Annotated in this window: 16 protein-coding genes and 1 tRNA gene; 7 read left to right on the top strand and 10 right to left on the bottom strand. The window is 57.1% G+C overall.

Features of this window, described 5'->3' with window-relative positions:
• Positions 1–116: 116 nt before the first annotated feature.
• From FLP30_RS06915 to FLP30_RS06905, 3 genes are all read right to left on the bottom strand, one after another.
• The gene (locus tag FLP30_RS06915; RefSeq protein ID WP_149279158.1) at positions 117–1,067 is read right to left on the bottom strand and encodes a FecR family protein; all 951 of its coding nucleotides are present in this window, start codon (positions 1,065–1,067) and stop codon (positions 117–119) included.
• Positions 1,068–1,101: 34 nt separating this feature from the next.
• The gene (locus FLP30_RS06910) at positions 1,102–1,599 is read right to left on the bottom strand and encodes an RNA polymerase sigma factor (RefSeq protein WP_168200061.1); all 498 of its coding nucleotides are present in this window, start codon (positions 1,597–1,599) and stop codon (positions 1,102–1,104) included.
• A gap of 150 nt (positions 1,600–1,749) precedes the next feature.
• Positions 1,750–2,652 (bottom strand): LysR family transcriptional regulator, encoded by a 903-nt coding sequence (locus tag FLP30_RS06905; protein WP_149279156.1) that lies wholly within the window; start codon positions 2,650–2,652, stop codon positions 1,750–1,752.
• 62 nt (positions 2,653–2,714) lie between these two features.
• On the opposite strand from FLP30_RS06905, the gene FLP30_RS06900 reads away from it, so the two are divergent.
• Positions 2,715–3,206: a PACE efflux transporter gene (locus tag FLP30_RS06900; RefSeq protein ID WP_246856452.1), complete on the top strand. Its 492-nt coding sequence runs from the start codon at positions 2,715–2,717 to the stop codon at positions 3,204–3,206.
• A 17-nt stretch (positions 3,207–3,223) separates the two neighbouring features.
• On the opposite strand, the gene FLP30_RS06895 is transcribed toward FLP30_RS06900, so the two are convergent.
• Positions 3,224–3,592 carry a hypothetical protein gene (locus FLP30_RS06895; protein ID WP_246856451.1) on the bottom strand — a complete coding sequence of 123 codons (369 nt, stop codon included), beginning with the start codon at positions 3,590–3,592 and terminating at the stop codon, positions 3,224–3,226.
• A 200-nt stretch (positions 3,593–3,792) separates the two neighbouring features.
• Here FLP30_RS06895 and FLP30_RS06890 point away from each other — a divergent pair, with 200 nt between their 5' ends.
• The 4 genes from FLP30_RS06890 to FLP30_RS06875 all read left to right on the top strand — a co-directional run bounded on the left by FLP30_RS06890 (position 3,793) and on the right by FLP30_RS06875 (position 7,022).
• Positions 3,793–4,311 carry a hypothetical protein gene (locus tag FLP30_RS06890; RefSeq protein ID WP_149279155.1) on the top strand — a complete coding sequence of 173 codons (519 nt, stop codon included), beginning with the start codon at positions 3,793–3,795 and terminating at the stop codon, positions 4,309–4,311.
• A 117-nt stretch (positions 4,312–4,428) separates the two neighbouring features.
• Positions 4,429–5,202: a TSUP family transporter gene (locus FLP30_RS06885; protein ID WP_149279154.1), complete on the top strand. Its 774-nt coding sequence runs from the start codon at positions 4,429–4,431 to the stop codon at positions 5,200–5,202.
• Between the two features lie 136 nt (positions 5,203–5,338).
• Positions 5,339–5,818, top strand: a complete 480-nt coding sequence (locus FLP30_RS06880) for a YaiI/YqxD family protein (protein ID WP_149279153.1) — start codon at positions 5,339–5,341, stop codon at positions 5,816–5,818.
• 445 nt (positions 5,819–6,263) lie between these two features.
• Entirely contained in the window at positions 6,264–7,022 is a 759-nt protein-coding gene (locus FLP30_RS06875; protein WP_149279152.1) for a hypothetical protein, read from the top strand.
• 403 nt (positions 7,023–7,425) lie between these two features.
• Here the strand turns inward: FLP30_RS06875 and FLP30_RS06870 are convergent, their stop codons facing one another.
• From FLP30_RS06870 to FLP30_RS06850, 5 genes are all read right to left on the bottom strand, one after another.
• Positions 7,426–8,304, bottom strand: coding sequence for a PhzF family phenazine biosynthesis protein (locus FLP30_RS06870; RefSeq protein WP_246856450.1), 879 nt, complete (start codon positions 8,302–8,304; stop codon positions 7,426–7,428).
• Between the two features lie 57 nt (positions 8,305–8,361).
• Positions 8,362–8,952: a sugar O-acetyltransferase gene (locus FLP30_RS06865; protein WP_149280278.1), complete on the bottom strand. Its 591-nt coding sequence runs from the start codon at positions 8,950–8,952 to the stop codon at positions 8,362–8,364.
• A 132-nt stretch (positions 8,953–9,084) separates the two neighbouring features.
• On the bottom strand, positions 9,085–9,963 hold the full coding sequence (locus FLP30_RS06860; protein ID WP_149279150.1) for a hypothetical protein: 879 nt from the start codon (positions 9,961–9,963) through the stop codon (positions 9,085–9,087).
• A gap of 524 nt (positions 9,964–10,487) precedes the next feature.
• Positions 10,488–10,563, bottom strand: a tRNA-Glu gene (locus FLP30_RS06855).
• A 54-nt stretch (positions 10,564–10,617) separates the two neighbouring features.
• Positions 10,618–11,433, bottom strand: coding sequence for an energy transducer TonB (locus FLP30_RS06850; RefSeq protein ID WP_149279149.1), 816 nt, complete (start codon positions 11,431–11,433; stop codon positions 10,618–10,620).
• A gap of 114 nt (positions 11,434–11,547) precedes the next feature.
• Here FLP30_RS06850 and FLP30_RS06845 point away from each other — a divergent pair, with 114 nt between their 5' ends.
• Complete coding sequence (locus FLP30_RS06845; protein ID WP_149279148.1) at positions 11,548–12,042, top strand: DUF2946 family protein; 495 nt, start codon at positions 11,548–11,550, stop codon at positions 12,040–12,042.
• Between the two features lie 198 nt (positions 12,043–12,240).
• Positions 12,241–14,469 carry a TonB-dependent receptor gene (locus FLP30_RS06840; RefSeq protein WP_149279147.1) on the top strand — a complete coding sequence of 743 codons (2,229 nt, stop codon included), beginning with the start codon at positions 12,241–12,243 and terminating at the stop codon, positions 14,467–14,469.
• A 134-nt stretch (positions 14,470–14,603) separates the two neighbouring features.
• Here the strand turns inward: FLP30_RS06840 and FLP30_RS06835 are convergent, their stop codons facing one another.
• A complete protein-coding gene (locus FLP30_RS06835; protein WP_149279146.1) occupies positions 14,604–16,058 on the bottom strand; it encodes an NAD-dependent succinate-semialdehyde dehydrogenase in 1,455 nt (484 codons plus the stop codon).
• Positions 16,059–16,072 lie beyond the last annotated feature (14 nt).

The raw sequence follows: 16,072 nt of genomic DNA, 5'->3' as shown, positions 1-16,072 counted from the left end.
GACGTGCGGGCCGTCACATTTCAGTAATGGTTTTTGCATTTTTATGGTGTTTTTTATTTTCCCGTTATTTTACAGATGGTTACAAACAGACACACAGGCGGTGTATTCCTCCGTGCTCAATACATCAGTGTAATCAGCCCCCCGACGGACAGGGTTTTGACACCCAGCTCGCGCGTGATTGTGGCGGTTGCACTGCCGACATCGGCACAGGCAAACACACCGCTGACGCGGCGCTTTGCCAACCCCCGCCGGACCAGCACAATACGCCCCCGCCGGTAGCGGTTAAGCTGCTCAATCACCGCAGACAGGGGCGCGTTATCAAAAACAAGCTGGCCCATGCGCCATGCCGTCACTGTAGCCGCCGCCACCTGATGCGGGTGGCCAATCCCGTCCTGATCGTAATGAATACTCTGCCCCTGGGGAACAATCACGCTTTGCGGGCCCACGCCATGCGGCCATGCCGTTACACGCACACTATGCTCGGTCACGGTAGTATCGACCCCCCGCCCCTCCCGCGTGACCATAAACTGCGTGCCAAGAGCCGTTGCACCACCGTTGGCAGCCTGCACGACAAAAGGCCTGTGCTCGCCCCCGGCAACCGGTGCGACCGTAAAATAGGCCTGCCCGCCCAGTAGTACGACCCGACGTTCCCGCGCGGTATAGCGGATGTTAATGGCAGCATGACTGTCCAGCACGGCGCTGCTGCCGTCTTCCAGCCGCACGGTGCGGATCTCACCCTTGCTGGTTGTATAGTCAGCAAACCAGCGGGCGGGCTCCACCCACCCCGTGCCAACCCCACCGCCCAGAACACACAACCCGGCCAGTCCGGCCGTGGCTGCCTGCATGGCAACACGGCGATAACGGGCTTTTTTCTCACGCCCCCCCAGATCCAGGTCAGACCATAAAACCGATGCTCTTTGAAACGCCGCCTCATGGCAGGCCGATACCGCCCGCCATGTCTCCAAGTCCCTTTGCTCCTGCGCGCTCAGGCTGCCTCCGCCAAGACGGATAACCCATTGGGCGGCTTCCTCCTCCGCCCTGTTCCGCTGGGCCTGTGTGGTCTCCATCAACCACGCGGCCTGCGGTTCTGTGCCCCCAGCCTCAGCACGGCAGGTGCAACAGCAGGTGCCGCAGCACAGTTGCAAGGTGCTTTTGCACCGTACTTTCAGACACGTGCAGGCGCGCCGCCACAACGCGGTAGCTCAGCCCCGTCACACGGTTGAGCACAAAGATACGACGTGTCAGCTGTGGCAAATCGTCCAGCAGGGCTGCAATCTGGCGTATTCTCTCCCGCGCAGCCATGACATCCTCCGCGCAGGGTCGGTCATCGACAATATGGACCAGGTCTTCCGTCGGGACGGCATCTGTCTTGCGGCGGCGCAGGGCACGCACATGGTCGATAACAAGATGACGCACCGTGCTGTATAAAAATGCCCGGCAGGATTCCGCAGGCAGTGTGTCCCCGTGCTCCATGAAGCGGATAAAGGTTTCCTGCACGAAATCCGCGGCAAGATCGCGGTCATTCAACTGCCTGCCAACATAATCCGCCAGTTCGCGCCGGTGGTTGATAAACAGTGTGTTGATTCGTGTCCTGTCCACCCTGCGGGTCGCCTGACTGTACGTGAGAGAAGCCCGTGGATTAGCATAGTTAAGAACCATTCGCAAATACTATGTTCCCATTCCCTCCAACCTTCTGGTGCGTATCCAGCGGCGGCGTTCTGGACAAACCCTTCTCACAACAAAGCTGCCTCAGGGGTTTGGTGTTTTCCAGGTCATCATATCCGCGCCTAGCCTTTGCCGCAGCCAACGCGCAGCAGCCCCCTGCGCGCGCCTGTGGTCCCAGACCACAGCCAGAGGCACCAGCCTGTCGCTGGTATCAAACTGCAAGGGGGGCACCACAATATCCGGCGCTGTGGGTGAGGCCTCCAGCACATGATCGGACACAAAAGCCCAGCCGATGCCGTGCTTTACCAGTTCCAGAATCACCCAGTGGCTCTCCACCCACCAGACCTCCCCCGCAACACGCAGATACTGCTTTTCCCGGTCCTGCCCACGGGCCGCGACCAGAATTTGCCGGTAGCGTTTGAGGTCCTCCCACGCCACGGCCCCGCCCTGCGCCAGAGGGTGCTGCCGCCCACACACCAGTTTAAGCGGCACACGACCAATGGTCTGAAACTGCAAGGTTGGTGGCATACGGTTCTGCTGCCACATGACACCAAGCTGCGCTGCGCCTGCCTGCACCAGCTCTCCGACATCTTCCATAAGCGGAAACAGGATTTCCATTTCAACATGCGGGAAGACGCGGGCAAATTCGGAAAAGACCGGACCTAAAGCCTGCTCCGGGTATAATTCATCAATCGCGACGACGAGCTTGTTTTCAACCCCTTCCTCCAAAGCTCTGGCCACGCCCATCAGATGCTCCCGGCGGTCAAGCACAACGCGGGCCTCCTGTAGCAGGCGCTCTCCTGCCGGGGTCAGCACCGGGGTGCGCCCATGGCGGCTGAACAACTGCACGCCAAGGTCAACCTCCAGATTGGCAACATGGGTGCTAATGGCTGACTGTGCGCGCCCCAACCTGCGCGCCGCAGCAGAGAAAGACCCTGCGTCAACCGTTGTGACAAAGGCGGCCAACTGTTCCAGCGACACACTCATCTATCTGCTTTTCCGATAGTTTCTATCTTTCCTTTCCTCAAAGGAAAGATAGGCTGCGCGGCATGTCAACACCAGCGACCCAATCCCCCGCCCAGCCTGCCGCCATGCGCTCCGTCCCTGACCGGATGCGCCATGCCCTGCTGTTTGAGATTCTGGCTCTTGCCATCGTGATCCCTGTGGGAGGCTATCTTTTTAACCTTCAGGAAAGCGCCATGGGGGTTATCGGCCTTGGCAGTGCAATCACTGCCACCGTGTGGAATTACTGCTATAATCACCTTTTTGACCACACCATGATGAGACTGTTCAAAACAACGCAAAAAACAGTTGTCCTGCGGGTTATTCATACCTGTCTGTTTGAGGGTGGCCTGCAAATAGTATTACTGCCCGCTATTGCCCTGTATTTGCGGACCAGCCTGGCGGAAACATTCTCGCTTACGCTTTCAATCGCCCTTTTTTATCTGGTGTATGCTTTCTTCTTCAACTGGGCTTATGACCGGCTTTTTCCCATACCGCTCCTGCCTGCTGGCAGTGGTCGACAGGCAGCATCGTTATAAATATGAGTCTTGAAAAATTATGATCCGCTTTTGCCATTCAACGAATTTTTACCGCGTTTTACTTTTTCCATAATGTCAGACAGCTTGTGCGTATAAGCATTTTTGACACTCGACACGGCCTTTTCGAGCGGTTCCTTGGGGTATTTCTGACATTCATCCCTGATGGCTCTGGACAGCCCTATTGTTTCCTCATCCGGGGCAAGGGATTCTGACATTTTATCACCTGCGTATTCTCCGTGTTCAGAGTTAAGATAGTCAATGCAGGTAGAATTTGTCGTCACCTTGCGGGACAGTGCATTGTAGTCGCTGTCTTCTTCCTGCGCCAACGCTGGGGTTGCGCTTGAAATGACGCCGACAAGCCCACAATAGACAATCCATTTACGCATGTTCTCAACCCCTTCTGGTCCCTGCGCGCAGCATACGCCTGACAGCGGGAAATCAAAACCAGTCAGAGAGAAAGGGCTGCGCCCCAACACCCTGCCCCGCCCTCAACAAGCCACGCCAGGGCAGAACACACGCCCCTTTCAACCCGCAGGCACTGGCGGCATAGTGAGTGTTCACGCAACCCTTGTAACGGGACCATGACATGGTGAGTTTTCTCAAAACCATTTCTACGCGGACAGGAATGATGGGGCTGGCCTTGTGCGGGTTTATCCCTCTGCTTGGCCCCACCCAGAGGGCTGCGGCTGAAACGCTGCCGCATTCTGAAAGCGAGTTTGAAGCCCAGCAGAACGGTGACCCCAACCACACCGCCATTACCGGGCAGCGCAGCACGGGCTGCAAAGTCCTGTACATCAGCACCAAGCCGGGCTCCAAAGCTGATGAGCTCCCATGCAATGGCTTTTTTGTCGCTGACCGCAAGGATGGTGGTAAGGAGTTTTCCTTCTACGGCCCCAAGGCGGCCATTACATTCTACAACGCCATCCCCCCGGCGATGACCCCCAGCAAATACTCGATTTTTGGCCTTCTGATCAAAGACTACGAAGGCACACCGCATGAAATGCTGCTCAAAGCCCGCGGAACCTGTGACTACCTGCCCGGACAGCAGCTTGCATGCTCCACCAATGATGGAAAGCTGAAGTTCCAGGCCACGATCTCGGGTTAAATCAGCGCGGGTGCACCTCTGCCCCACGATATGCGCCCAGCACTCACGGCCCGGCTGACACAGACATGACGCAAAAAGTCTTTGCGTCGTGTCACGCCCTCGGGGTAGCCACACCCAATGCATTTTACGTTTGAAACTATCCTGTTCCTCATCTCCACCGCCTTCGTCGCTGGCGGCATCGACGCACTGGCAGGTGGGGGTGGATTGCTGACCATACCTGCCCTGATGGCGGTGGGGGTCCCCCCCGTCTCGGCACTGGCGACCAACAAGCTGCAAAGCACCATTGGTACCTCCTCCGCCTTTCTGACCTTTTTGCGGGCGGGCCATGTTGACCTAGCACAGTTTGCCCTGCCTGCCGCTGGGGCTTTTGTGGGGTCTGTTGCTGGGGCCACAACAGTACAGTTCATCAACCCGGCTTTTCTGTCCGCCTTTGTGCCCGTTCTGCTAATTGGTATGGGGTTTTACTTTCTGTTAGCGCCCCCCATGAGCACAGCCGACCGCCATGCCCGTCTGGGCCGCTGGGGGCTGACAGCCTGCATTAGCGTTGTGGGGTTTTATGATGGTTTTTTTGGCCCCGGTGCCGGGTCGTTCCTGACCACTGTGCTGGTCGCAGTTGCGGGGCTTGGTCTGGTGCGGGCCATTGCCAATACCAAATTTCTCAATCTTGTTACCAACCTAGCCGGGCTGAGTGCCATGATCGCAGGGGGCAAGGTGCTATGGTTACTGGGGCTGGGCATGGCATGCGCCAACGTGCTGGGCAACCAGATCGGGGCCAGACTGGCCATACGCTTTGGTGGCAAAGGTGTGCGGCCCTTGTTGGTCATTATGTCCTTTGCATTGACCATCAAACTGCTGGCAGACCGCAACAATCCGATCTGGCATTTATTCTAAGCGCGTGTGGCACCTGAACAAGACGCCCTTAGTTGCCATGCCCATAAAAAAGCTGAGCCTTCGATACAAAACCCAGGTTTGAACACCATCCCCGGAATGGGACGGCCCGAAAGGCTGACGACCATAGAGTGAGGTTATGACCCGTATTTTTGTTGATTCCGACGCCTGCCCTGTCAAAGAGGAAGTGTATCGTGTTGCGGGGCGCTATGGGCTGCATGTATTTGTGGTGTCCAACAGGATGATGGCTGTGCCTGCTTCCGCCCTGATCGAGCGGGTTGTTGTGAATGCCGGACCAGACGTGGCAGATGACTGGATTGCCGACCACATTGCCGCTGGTGATATTGCCATTACAGCAGATATCCCCCTGGCCGCACGCTGTGTGGAAAAAGGGGCCTATGTGCTGGAGCCAAAAGGGCGCCTTCTGGATAAGGACGCGATCGGCATGGCTCTGGCCATGCGTAACCTGATGACAGATTTACGCTCTGCCGGAGTCATGACCTCAGGCAGTGCTGCCTTTGGGAAAGCCGATAGGTCGCGCTTTTTGTCTGAACTGGATACCGTGGTGGTCAAAGCCCGCAAACCTCGGCCTTTCCCCCGGACTCCTCAGCCGCAGTAAACGATACCCCTCTGCACCTGCCTGCTGCATCGGACAATTTGCCCTCTTCTCCCGCGAGGACATCTGTCCTGCCAGACTACGGCATCCCCGCCCGATCTGGGGCGTGCCTTGCAAAACGGGGGTTTTGTGCCTGTTACGTCACAAAGCACGCCCTCCAATGCACAGGCATAATCTGTAAAATTGATAGAAAAACATTCTATTTCAATACGCTATACTAATACCCGTTGATCATCTGGCATGGCTTCGAGACCTTGCCCCTCTCGTCAGCACGGCACGATAGCGCGCGTGCGCGATAACAGCACCTGTCGTTTTATCCATGCAATGGACATTAATTAAATTACAAAATTAACGTCTTCCAAACCATTTCACTTAATGATCGGGGGGCATTTTATAACATCATGACACTGCCTCCTGCTCAAACCACGATCAACAGGACGATCTTCCAATGCTCGTTTCCGCCACGGTCACATATACTGATGTCAGCCGTCCATCCGTGGCGAGCGACAGCACAGACACAAACGCCTCCACTCAGGCTATTGAGAAAGAGGCATCCTCCGTTGAGATAACCCTGTCACAGGCAGGGCAGGATTACCTCGCCAGTGGTTCCTCCCTCGCCAGTGCCAGCATGTCTTCCGCGCAGCAGGCTCTTGGGCGACTGGACCAGTTGATCAGGTCCGACCACTCTGACGCCAAGCAACAGGCGGAAGAGCGGGTCAACATCCTCAAAGCGCAGATGCGTCAACTCATGCAGATCAAGGCTCTGCTCTCCCACAAGGAACTGGCGCAGCAACTGGCCCAGCTTGCCCACCAACTTGCAGCAGCCGTTGCCCAGTACATGCAAAGCGGCGGCGGCAGTGCGGCCAATACTGCTGTCGGCACGGTTGTTCTGTCTTCCCCTCAGAATGGTACCAACGCACAAACACCGCAATCAGATCAAAACACGACCGCACAAGCAGAAGAGAACACGCAGGCGGCCAATACCGCCACGGACGAACAGGCATCGTCCTCCGGCAATCAGTCCGACACAAATAGCGACGACCATCAGGGTTTCGCCCAGACTGTGCAGACCCTGGCAGAGCAGATCAAAAACATGCTGCAAGAGAGCAAAAAGCATCTGGAAAAGCAGGATGTTCTGGCAGATAGCGATGCCAGCGACACACAAAGCACCCTGCAAAGTGCTGAACAACTGGCCACACAGGTCTGAAACAACGTTCCGGGCCTGCTCTCTTAATCAGCGTGGCGCACAAATCGCACCTACGCCTCTGGTGTTCTTTAAAACCTTTTCCAAGACAGAGTAGAATTGGTTGTAGCCCGAGTCATGATTTTGGTCTGTGTTCTTGTTCGGTCAGCATAAGGGTAAAACTGGCCCACTTTCCCGACGGGAACAGATAGTCGGCAAGCACAGGGAGGGTTGGGAAAGCCCTCCTTAAGTATTCCACCTCTTTCCCGCAATGAGAGACTGCAACACCAGAATAGAGTTATCGACTCTCCATATCTTTCAAGCAGATCAAAAGCGACACAGCTTAACGTGCCACCGAATGACTGGCTCTTCCCGGCATTAAACACAGAGCCTAAAAACCGTATTAAACCCCTAAAACTCAAAGGTTTTACTGATCGCGCAGGGTGCCATCCACACAGGTCACACAAGCCCCGCCAACTCTGACTTTGCCGCGTGCATCCACCTCAACAGCAATACGCCCAGCCCGTCCGACCCGCTGCCCCTGGGCCGCACTATAGCGATTCGTGCCGCCCTGCGCTGCCAAGAGTCCGCGTGTATGCCGAAAAACCGCAACCGCCCCATTGCCGCTGCCACACACCGGGTCTTCCTCACACCCGCAGGAGGGAGCGAAGGTGCGCACCTCAATCTCGGCCTCACCATGCCCGTGGTCGCCAAACAGAGTTATGCCTGTTACTCCAAGTCGATTTTCAAATCGGGCTGAATGGGCAAGATCTGGCTCTAGCCCCAGCAGCACATCGGCATTTGCCACCTGTGCGACAACCCAGACAGCCCCGACATCAATAATCGCGGGTGCTGCACGACGCATAATGGAAATACCCGCAATAGCTTCCAGTTCCTCAACATCCGCAGGAGCAAGAGGTGTTATGGATGCATCTGGCAGGTCAAAAACAAGCTGGCAGTTCTTACCTTCCCCCTCTACCGCAATACGAACCAGCCCTTGCAGGCACTGTTGCACCAGCACACCGTTCTTTGGGCTATAACGCCCGGCTTCCAGCACAGCATGAGCACTCCCCAGTGTCGGGTGCCCAGCAAAGGGCAGTTCCCGCTTTGGGGTGAATATCCGCAGGCGATAATCTGCCCTCGCCTGTGTTGCTGGCAGGACGAATGTTGTCTCCGACAGGTTTGTCCAACGTGCTATGGCCTGCATTGTCCCATCATCCAGCCCTTCGGCATCCAGCACAACGGCCACCGGATTACCTTTGAAAGGACGGTCAGAAAATACATCGACAACTTTATAGGCACGCATCAACAGACCCCATCTGCAAAAATTAACGACCAAATTAGGCCGTTTTTACTACACTGACTATGGTTGGAAGCCGGTCCTGTCCGCGTCGGTAATAGCCCTTATGACCCTACAGGGAACACCCGCAGCAATCACATTGGGGGGAACATCCCTAGTGACAACACTCCCTGCCCCAATCACGCTACCCTCACCTATCGTCACACCCGGTGTAATCTGCACGCCGCCGCCAATCCACACCCTGTTGCCTATCCTGACGGGCTTTGCGTAGCACCCACCGGCGGCTCGTTCCTTGGCATCTATGGCGTGATTGGCCGTATAAATACCAACACGGGGGCCAAAAAGAACGTCATCGCCAATCTCTATGCCGCCACCGTCAAGCAACACACAATCAAAATTGGCATAGAAGTTGTTGCCGATAACAATATTACGACCAAATTCGCAGCGCAACGTGGGTTCAAAATGCACTTTACTGCCAATACGACCCAAAAGCTCTTTCAGAATATCTTCCCGTTCTGCCGATGACTTACCAAAACTGGCATTATAGCGATTAGCCAGAAACACCGCCTGCTCTCTGGCCTGCACGAGTTCGGCTGTCAGGTCGTTATACACCGCGCCACTGCGGATTTTGTCCATTTGCTCATCAAGCGTCATCACCCATTCTGCTCCGTCGGTATCACTGCCTTACCCGCCCAGTTCCACTCTGTGTGGGACGAGACCTAGACTACCAGTCAACTCGCAGAGTGTGGCAGAAATACCGTAGCGAGGGCACACCTCGAACGCTTTTTAGAAAACTGAATTTTCCTCATCATGATTGATGTCACGCATTTTTTTCTGATCACTCTCTGCACCAGAGGAGGAGGGTGATTGAGACGGTGACGCAAAAAGCTCGTCAATCATGTCCTGCTCCCTCTCGGCATTTTTTGTACCAAGAGACCCAAAACTTGCCTGAATGCTTGTTGTATTGCCGGATGGTGAAAAATTATATGGCCCAGAACTGCTTGAATCCACAGCAAGCGGGCTCTGATACGCATTACCAAGCCCAAAAAACTCTTGTCCGGAAAAATTGGATGACAGCGTAAAGCTTGTTTCAGTTCCTGCCCCTGTCTGGAGCGTGCTTGCCTGTATATGAATAGACAACGAGGATGAGCCCCATACTTCCTCCTCAGCAGCTCTTTGTTCTCTTTGCTGGAGATACAGGAGAGCCCTTTCTATCGGGATGGAGACAGGTTGCTGGTCATCATATTGTAAATTTCTTGTTTTTATATCGGCAAGGGCAGCATTGATTGTCTTCATGAATGCTGTGTTTTCGGTTTGCTGGTCAAACGCTGTGACAAGACCATCAACCCCGGAACCTGCATGGGCTTGAGACTCAAAGCGCATTTCATCACTCGTCACATAAGCCGCCCATTTCTGGGAATCTGATGTGTTGGAACTGCTAATAATCGACGCCAAAGTATCGTAAATTTTCTGTACTGTTCCTGTCGAATCTTTAAACTGCGTTGTTGTGTTGCTGATATAAGTCTGCGCCTCGTCAGACAAAGCAACAGTGTCGCCGTCTGCATCATCATACTGGCTGGAATTATTGTCCGTCGTGCTTACAACCGCACTGCCATGGTGCAGAGTGCTTTGGCCATTCGCTGCATGCGCTTCCCTATCAGCCATAGACGGGGTCTGAAACCATGACGCCGACCATGACAGAGTGGTAGTAGTCAGAGTAGCCACAGTTTACCCCACATCCAAAGCATTGAGAGAATTCTTTCTGGTAATAAAGAACCTCAAAATTGGTAAGCGAAAAGTAAAGAGCATCTTTGAATATTACTTGTGATGAAAATGTGAAGAACTCTGCCACTCAGACATGCCTCTTCCGCGTTCTGCACACAGCAAACCCCCCTGATGATCAGGGCTACCACCAACAGCCAGAAGCACCATGAAAACCCACAATGCGGGCAGAGGCCGATAGGCTATGAACACGCATTACCATGCAAAACCAGATTTTGAGGCAGGCACAGAATGCCAGCAGATCAGACGGCAGATTGGCTTGCTATAGACCGGCGCAATACTGCGGAAGATTTAGGATAAACCTAGACCAGAACAACTGAAGGGAAATGCTGGTTTTCTGAGCAGTTCTGAATGTTCAAACGAACAGCGGCGCATTTAGGCACAAATGCAGAAGCTTATACACTCAATGGCGTCCCGTACGGGATTCGAACCCGTGTTGTCGCCGTGAGAGGGCGATGTCCTAGGCCTCTAGACGAACGGGACAGGCAGAGGCAATGGCTGTCTCCTATGCGAAAAGATGTCCTCAGACAAGTCTTTTTAGTGCAGATGGAAAACAACAGGGATATGCCCTGTAATCGCCCCTCCTTCTGGCAGGGTACACTGCAACCCTCGGACAGCCTCCACCGCCGCGTCATCCAGGTCATCAAAGCCGGAAGTTTTGAACAGGCGCGCTGTCAGCACATGGCCGGAAGGGTCAAGTGCGGCCTCGACTACAGCCGTTCCTTCTTCATGCAAATGGCGGGCCATGGGGGGGTAATGGGTTTGCACGTGCGCGCAGGATAGCAACAGACCATGGGCCTTGCCGCCCCCTGTCGCAGGCGGAGTAGCGGCAGAGGGGGCTGCTTTATCTGCCAGCCCATGCCCTGTTGTGGCCTCGGCCCCCTGTGTTGGACCATGCGCTGCCAAGGACAGGGCCATTCTCGGAGCAGCAGCATGCAGCGCAGTGTGGGGTGGAATGCCAAGCTTGGCTGGCAAGGGCGGCAAGGTCACATCTGCCGGGGCTGGAACATCAGGGGCCGTCAAGGGAGGCGTGTCTGGCAAAGGCTCCATGGAATCTGGCAGAGGGGCCATAGGCGGGGCACTCGTGGCAGGGGGCTCAAAAACCATGCTCACCACACTGTCCTGCCCCTGCACGGGGGCCGTATGTGTTGCCGTCAACACCAGCACGGCAGTCAGAACCGCATGAGCACCCAACGCCAGCAGCAAGGCCACACCCCACAGACGCCGGGTCTCCTGCCGTGCGGACAGGCCCAAAGGTTGCCCTGACACCGGACGCAAATGAAAAGACGACGCAGCCTCGGAGGTGCAATCCGCCTTGGGTTGAACAAGCCTGTCATGTTCGGTTGCGTTCACAGCAGCCCTCCGCACCGGGTTATGTCATAGCCCCGCCAGATTTGACAGGCACCCCGCCGGGGAGGCAGATACAGCGCAGCAGCCCCGCACACAGCCAAGGTGTTTGCACGCGCAATGTCCCGCCCTTTGTCCATCCTACGCACGCGGCTGTTATGGCCCACGCTGCTGGTGGTCCTGGGCTGCTTTGCCGGGTTGCTGGCACTGCAATCCTACGCGCTCCCAGGGGAGTTGCCACGGGCCACGCTGGAACGCACCCTTGGCATTGACATAGCCCCCGGGCACGACGCGCAGGAATGTTCCGACCCGTCAGACGACAGCATGCCCGCAATGCATGCCATGTCCATGGGCACCCGTGGGGAGCATGCTCCCCCCATGCCGCATGACCACCATGACGGTGAGAACTGCCCCCTGTGCCCCCTGCTGACACTCGCGGCACTTATTCCGTTTGTGCCGCCTGTTCTGCCGGGAGTCGGGGTTTTATGGCTGCACCGGGGTGGGGCTGCATCCCGCCCGCGGGCACCGCCCCCTGTTCCCTTGGGCCTGCCCCCTGCGTGCGGCCCCCCGTTGCCCCTGCTGTCTTCATTCTGGAAGGCTGCTTTCCAGGGGTAACAGATTCTTGCAGGCCCCTCCTTTGGGTCTGCGGCAGAACAGTGCCAGAGCGCGCTGCAAACCGTCTGCCATACCCCATGTCTGAAAACAGTCTTCCCCATCGTTCTGGTAACCCCGGCACGTCGCAGCATTGCTCGGCGTGCTGGCGGGTCTGCCAGAGCCTGTCTTGCATGTTTGACACAGGATGACTGTTTTCCCATGTCCTATACCCGCACCCTGGGCCAGCATTATGGCTGGCTATGGGCGGTCGCGACTGTCTGCTGCGCACCGCTGGCAACACCAACCCACGCCGCAACCGTTGTAACCCTGCCCCAGCTTGATGTTTCCGACACTCAGGACGACACGGAACTGGCGGACTCCCCGCTCAATGCCTCGTCCCCCAACGCAGCCTCCCGCCGTATGTCCAGCCTGTCCAGCCCGGACAGTGCCTCGCTCTTTCGCGACCAGCCGGGCTTTAGCAGCTACGCAGGTGGGCGGCTTGCCAACCTGCCCGTGCTCAACGGCATGGCCGACGACCGCGTGGCAACATTTGTGGATGGCGTGCGGATAAGCCCTGCATGCCCCAACCACATGAATCCTGCCCTCTCCTACATAGACCCCCAAAGCGTGCAGACCGCCACCAGCGTTGCCGGGCTTACCCCTGTCAGCAGCGGGGGGGACAGTCTGGGGGGCTCGATTATTGTCGAGCGCGCGCCACCACGTTTTGCCCGCCACGGCAAAATCCTTTTTACCGGCTCGGCCAGCGGCACGTATCGCAGCAACGGGAGCGGTTATGCCGCCCATGGGGACATGACCGTTGCTAACGACATGTTCAGCCTGCGCTACAATGCCTCCTATGCCGAGGCAGGCAATTACTCCGCCGGGGGTGGATTTGGGCCTGTCCCGTCAACCGAGTATCTGACCTACAGCCACGACATCACCTTTGGCATGCACAAGGGCAACCACCTTCTGGCCCTGACCTTCAGCCAGCAGGATACCCCGCGCGAGGGCTTTCCCAACCAGTATATGGACATGACCAATAACCGCTCCACCGGGGTCAACGGCAAATATACCGGCACGTTTGACTGGGGTGAGCTTGAAGCCACAGGCTACTGGCGGCGGGTCAGCCACGCCATGAACATGCTGGCTGACAAGGGCGGCCATTCCGCCACGACCGGCATGCCCATGAATGATGAATCCCGCACGGCGGGCTATGCCATCAAGGCCACCATCCCTCTGGCACGGGCGCATACCCTGCGTCTGGGCAGCAGCTTTGACCACGAAGGGCTGAACGACTGGTGGCCCCCGCTGGCAGGCAGCAGCATGATGGGGCCCGACACATTCCATACCCTCAACGACGCCCACCGCGACAGGCTGGGCCATTTTGCAGAATGGGAGGCCCGCTGGACCCCACGCCTGTCCACCCTGCTGGGCCTGCGCAATGATGTTGTGATGATGAATACCGGCAATGTTTCACCCTATTCATGGATGAGCAGCAGCATGTCCGGCATGTCAATGATGTCAGGCATGGGCGGTATGTCGGGCTTGAGCACCGACGGGGCGGCGGCCAAAGCCTTTAATGCCCGCCCCCATGGCCGGACAGATGTCAACTTTGATGTCACCGCCATGCTGCGCTGGAAAACCACTGACAGCCTGACGATCGAGGCCGGTTACGCCCGCAAGTCCCGGGCACCCAACCTGTATGAACGCTATGCCTGGGGGCGCAGCAGCATGGCCACCACCATGATCGGCTGGTTTGGGGATGGCAACGGGTATGTCGGCAACCTCGACCTCAAATCCGAAGTTGCCAATACGGCCAGCGTGACATTCGACTGGCACGACCCATCCCTAGCCAACAGATGGCAGTTGAAAGTGCAGCCGTACTACACCTACGCCCACAACTACATCAACGTGCAGCGCATTGGTTCACTGGCCAACAGCATGAACCATCTCAACGGTTATGTGCTCCAGTTCGTCAACCACAATGCCCAGATGTATGGCATCAATGCCTCTGGCCGTTATGCCCTGTGGGATTCCGCACACTATGGCAGAGGGGAAGTCACGGGTGTGCTCAACTGGGTGCGCGGGCAGGATATGGTCTCCCACTCCGGGCTGTACCAGCAGATGCCACTAAACGGCACGCTGGCACTTAACGAAACCGTAGGCCCATGGACAGGACGGGTGGAACTGAACCTAGTGAAAGCAAAAAGCACTGTGGACTGGGTGCGGAATGAAGCACGCACACCCGGCTATGCCCTGCTGAATCTGGCGGGAAGCTACAAGTGGCGGATGCTGACACTCAATGCCGGGATCGATAATATTTTCAACCAGCGCTACTATATGCCGCTGGGTGGGCTGCTGGTCATGACGGAAAAAAGCACGGGCCAGCACATTGCCCTGCCGGGCATGGGACGGTCGTTCAACGTCAGCCTGACCGCAACATTTTAAAAGAAAATAGACGAAATATTCTCAATATTTCAAAAGACTATCGCCTTTACAACAAAGGCGATAGTCAAGAACTCTAATCTGTTCATCAGTCAGCAAGACCGGGGCAGGTCATCCCTGCCCCGGACATCCCCGTGTCAGAACGGAGCCTTGGCATGCTGGCTGCTGACAAGGCGCGTAATGGTGTGGGCGCGCAGGGCTTCTGGCCCGCCCTCGGTGCCGTAACCGGAATCCTTCATGCCACCAAAAGGCACTTCCGGCACGCCAATGCCATGGTGGTTGACTGCGACCATCCCTGCTTCCAGCGCCTCGCCCAGCACGCGGCCTGTACGCTCATTGCTGGTATACACATAGGCGGCGAGCCCGTACGGCAGGCGGTTAGCCTCCTGCACAGCGGCGGACAGGTCGGTAAATTCATCCACAATGGCGATGGGGCCAAAGGGTTCTTCCTGCATCAGGCGCATGTCCAGCGTGGGCTTGAGCACGAGCGTGGGCGGGAAGAAAAAGCCCGTGTTGGGCAGCGGTGTTGCAGGCTGCCACAGCTCTGCCCCTTTCTGGCGGGCGTCTTCCACCAGTTCGGTCAGGGCTGATACACGGCGCTCATTCACCAGCGGCCCCATGGTCACGCCTTCGTCCAGCCCACGGCCGATCTTAAGCGCGCTGATACGAGCCTTGAACTTTTCAATAAACGCCGGAGCAATGTCGCTGTGCAGCAGGAAGCGCGTGGGCGCAACGCACACCTGCCCGGCATTGCGGAACTTGGCGGCACTCAACCGTTCAGCAGCGGCATCCAGGTCCGCGTCGGAGCAGACAATAACAGGACCGTGCCCGCCCAGTTCCATGGTCACAGGCTTCATCTGCCCGCCTGCGAGTGCGGCCAGATGCTTGCCCACGGGGGTGGACCCGGTGAAGGAAATCTTGCGCACAACCGGGTGGGCGATCAGATATTCCGAAATTTCTGCCGGGACACCATACAGCAGCGACACCGCACCAGCGGGAATGCCCGCATCGCAGAAGCAGCGGATCAGTTCTGCAGGGGATGCAGGCGTGTCTTCCGGTGCTTTGACAATAACGGCACAACCCGCACCCAGTGCAGCACCCAGCTTGCGGGCGATCTGGTTGATGGGGAAGTTCCAGGGCGTAAACGCCGCAACCACCCCAACCGGGCGGCGCAGAACACGCTGTTCAACATTGGGGGCACGGGCGGGCACCAGTTCGTCATTCAGACGACGGCCTTCCTCACCAAAATACTCGATCACCCCGGCAGCAGCGTTGATCTCAATAACCGCCTGCTCCAGCGGCTTGCCCTGCTCGCGGCTCATGATCCGGCCGATCTGGTCGGCCCGTTCACGCAGCAGGTCAGCAGCGCGGCGCATGATCACATAGCGGTCCCAGGCGGTCAGGTTGCGCCAGGCTTCAAAACCAACGGCGGCACCTGCAACCGTTTCTTCCATGTCAGCCTTGGTCGCGTGCGCCACGCTGCCAATGCTGTCCCCTGTTGCGGGGTCCAGCACATCCAGCGTCCGGCCGTCGGCGGCATTCCGCCACTGGCCACCAATCAGAAGCTGTGTGTTTACAATCGTATCGGCCATCTGCCCCCCTCACA

Origin of the sequence: Acetobacter vaccinii (assembly GCF_008365315.1) — a bacterium.
Classification (GTDB): Bacteria; Pseudomonadota; Alphaproteobacteria; order Acetobacterales; family Acetobacteraceae; genus Acetobacter; species Acetobacter vaccinii.
Note: the sequence above shows the minus strand (reverse complement) of the source record. Positions and strands in the feature narration are given on the sequence as shown.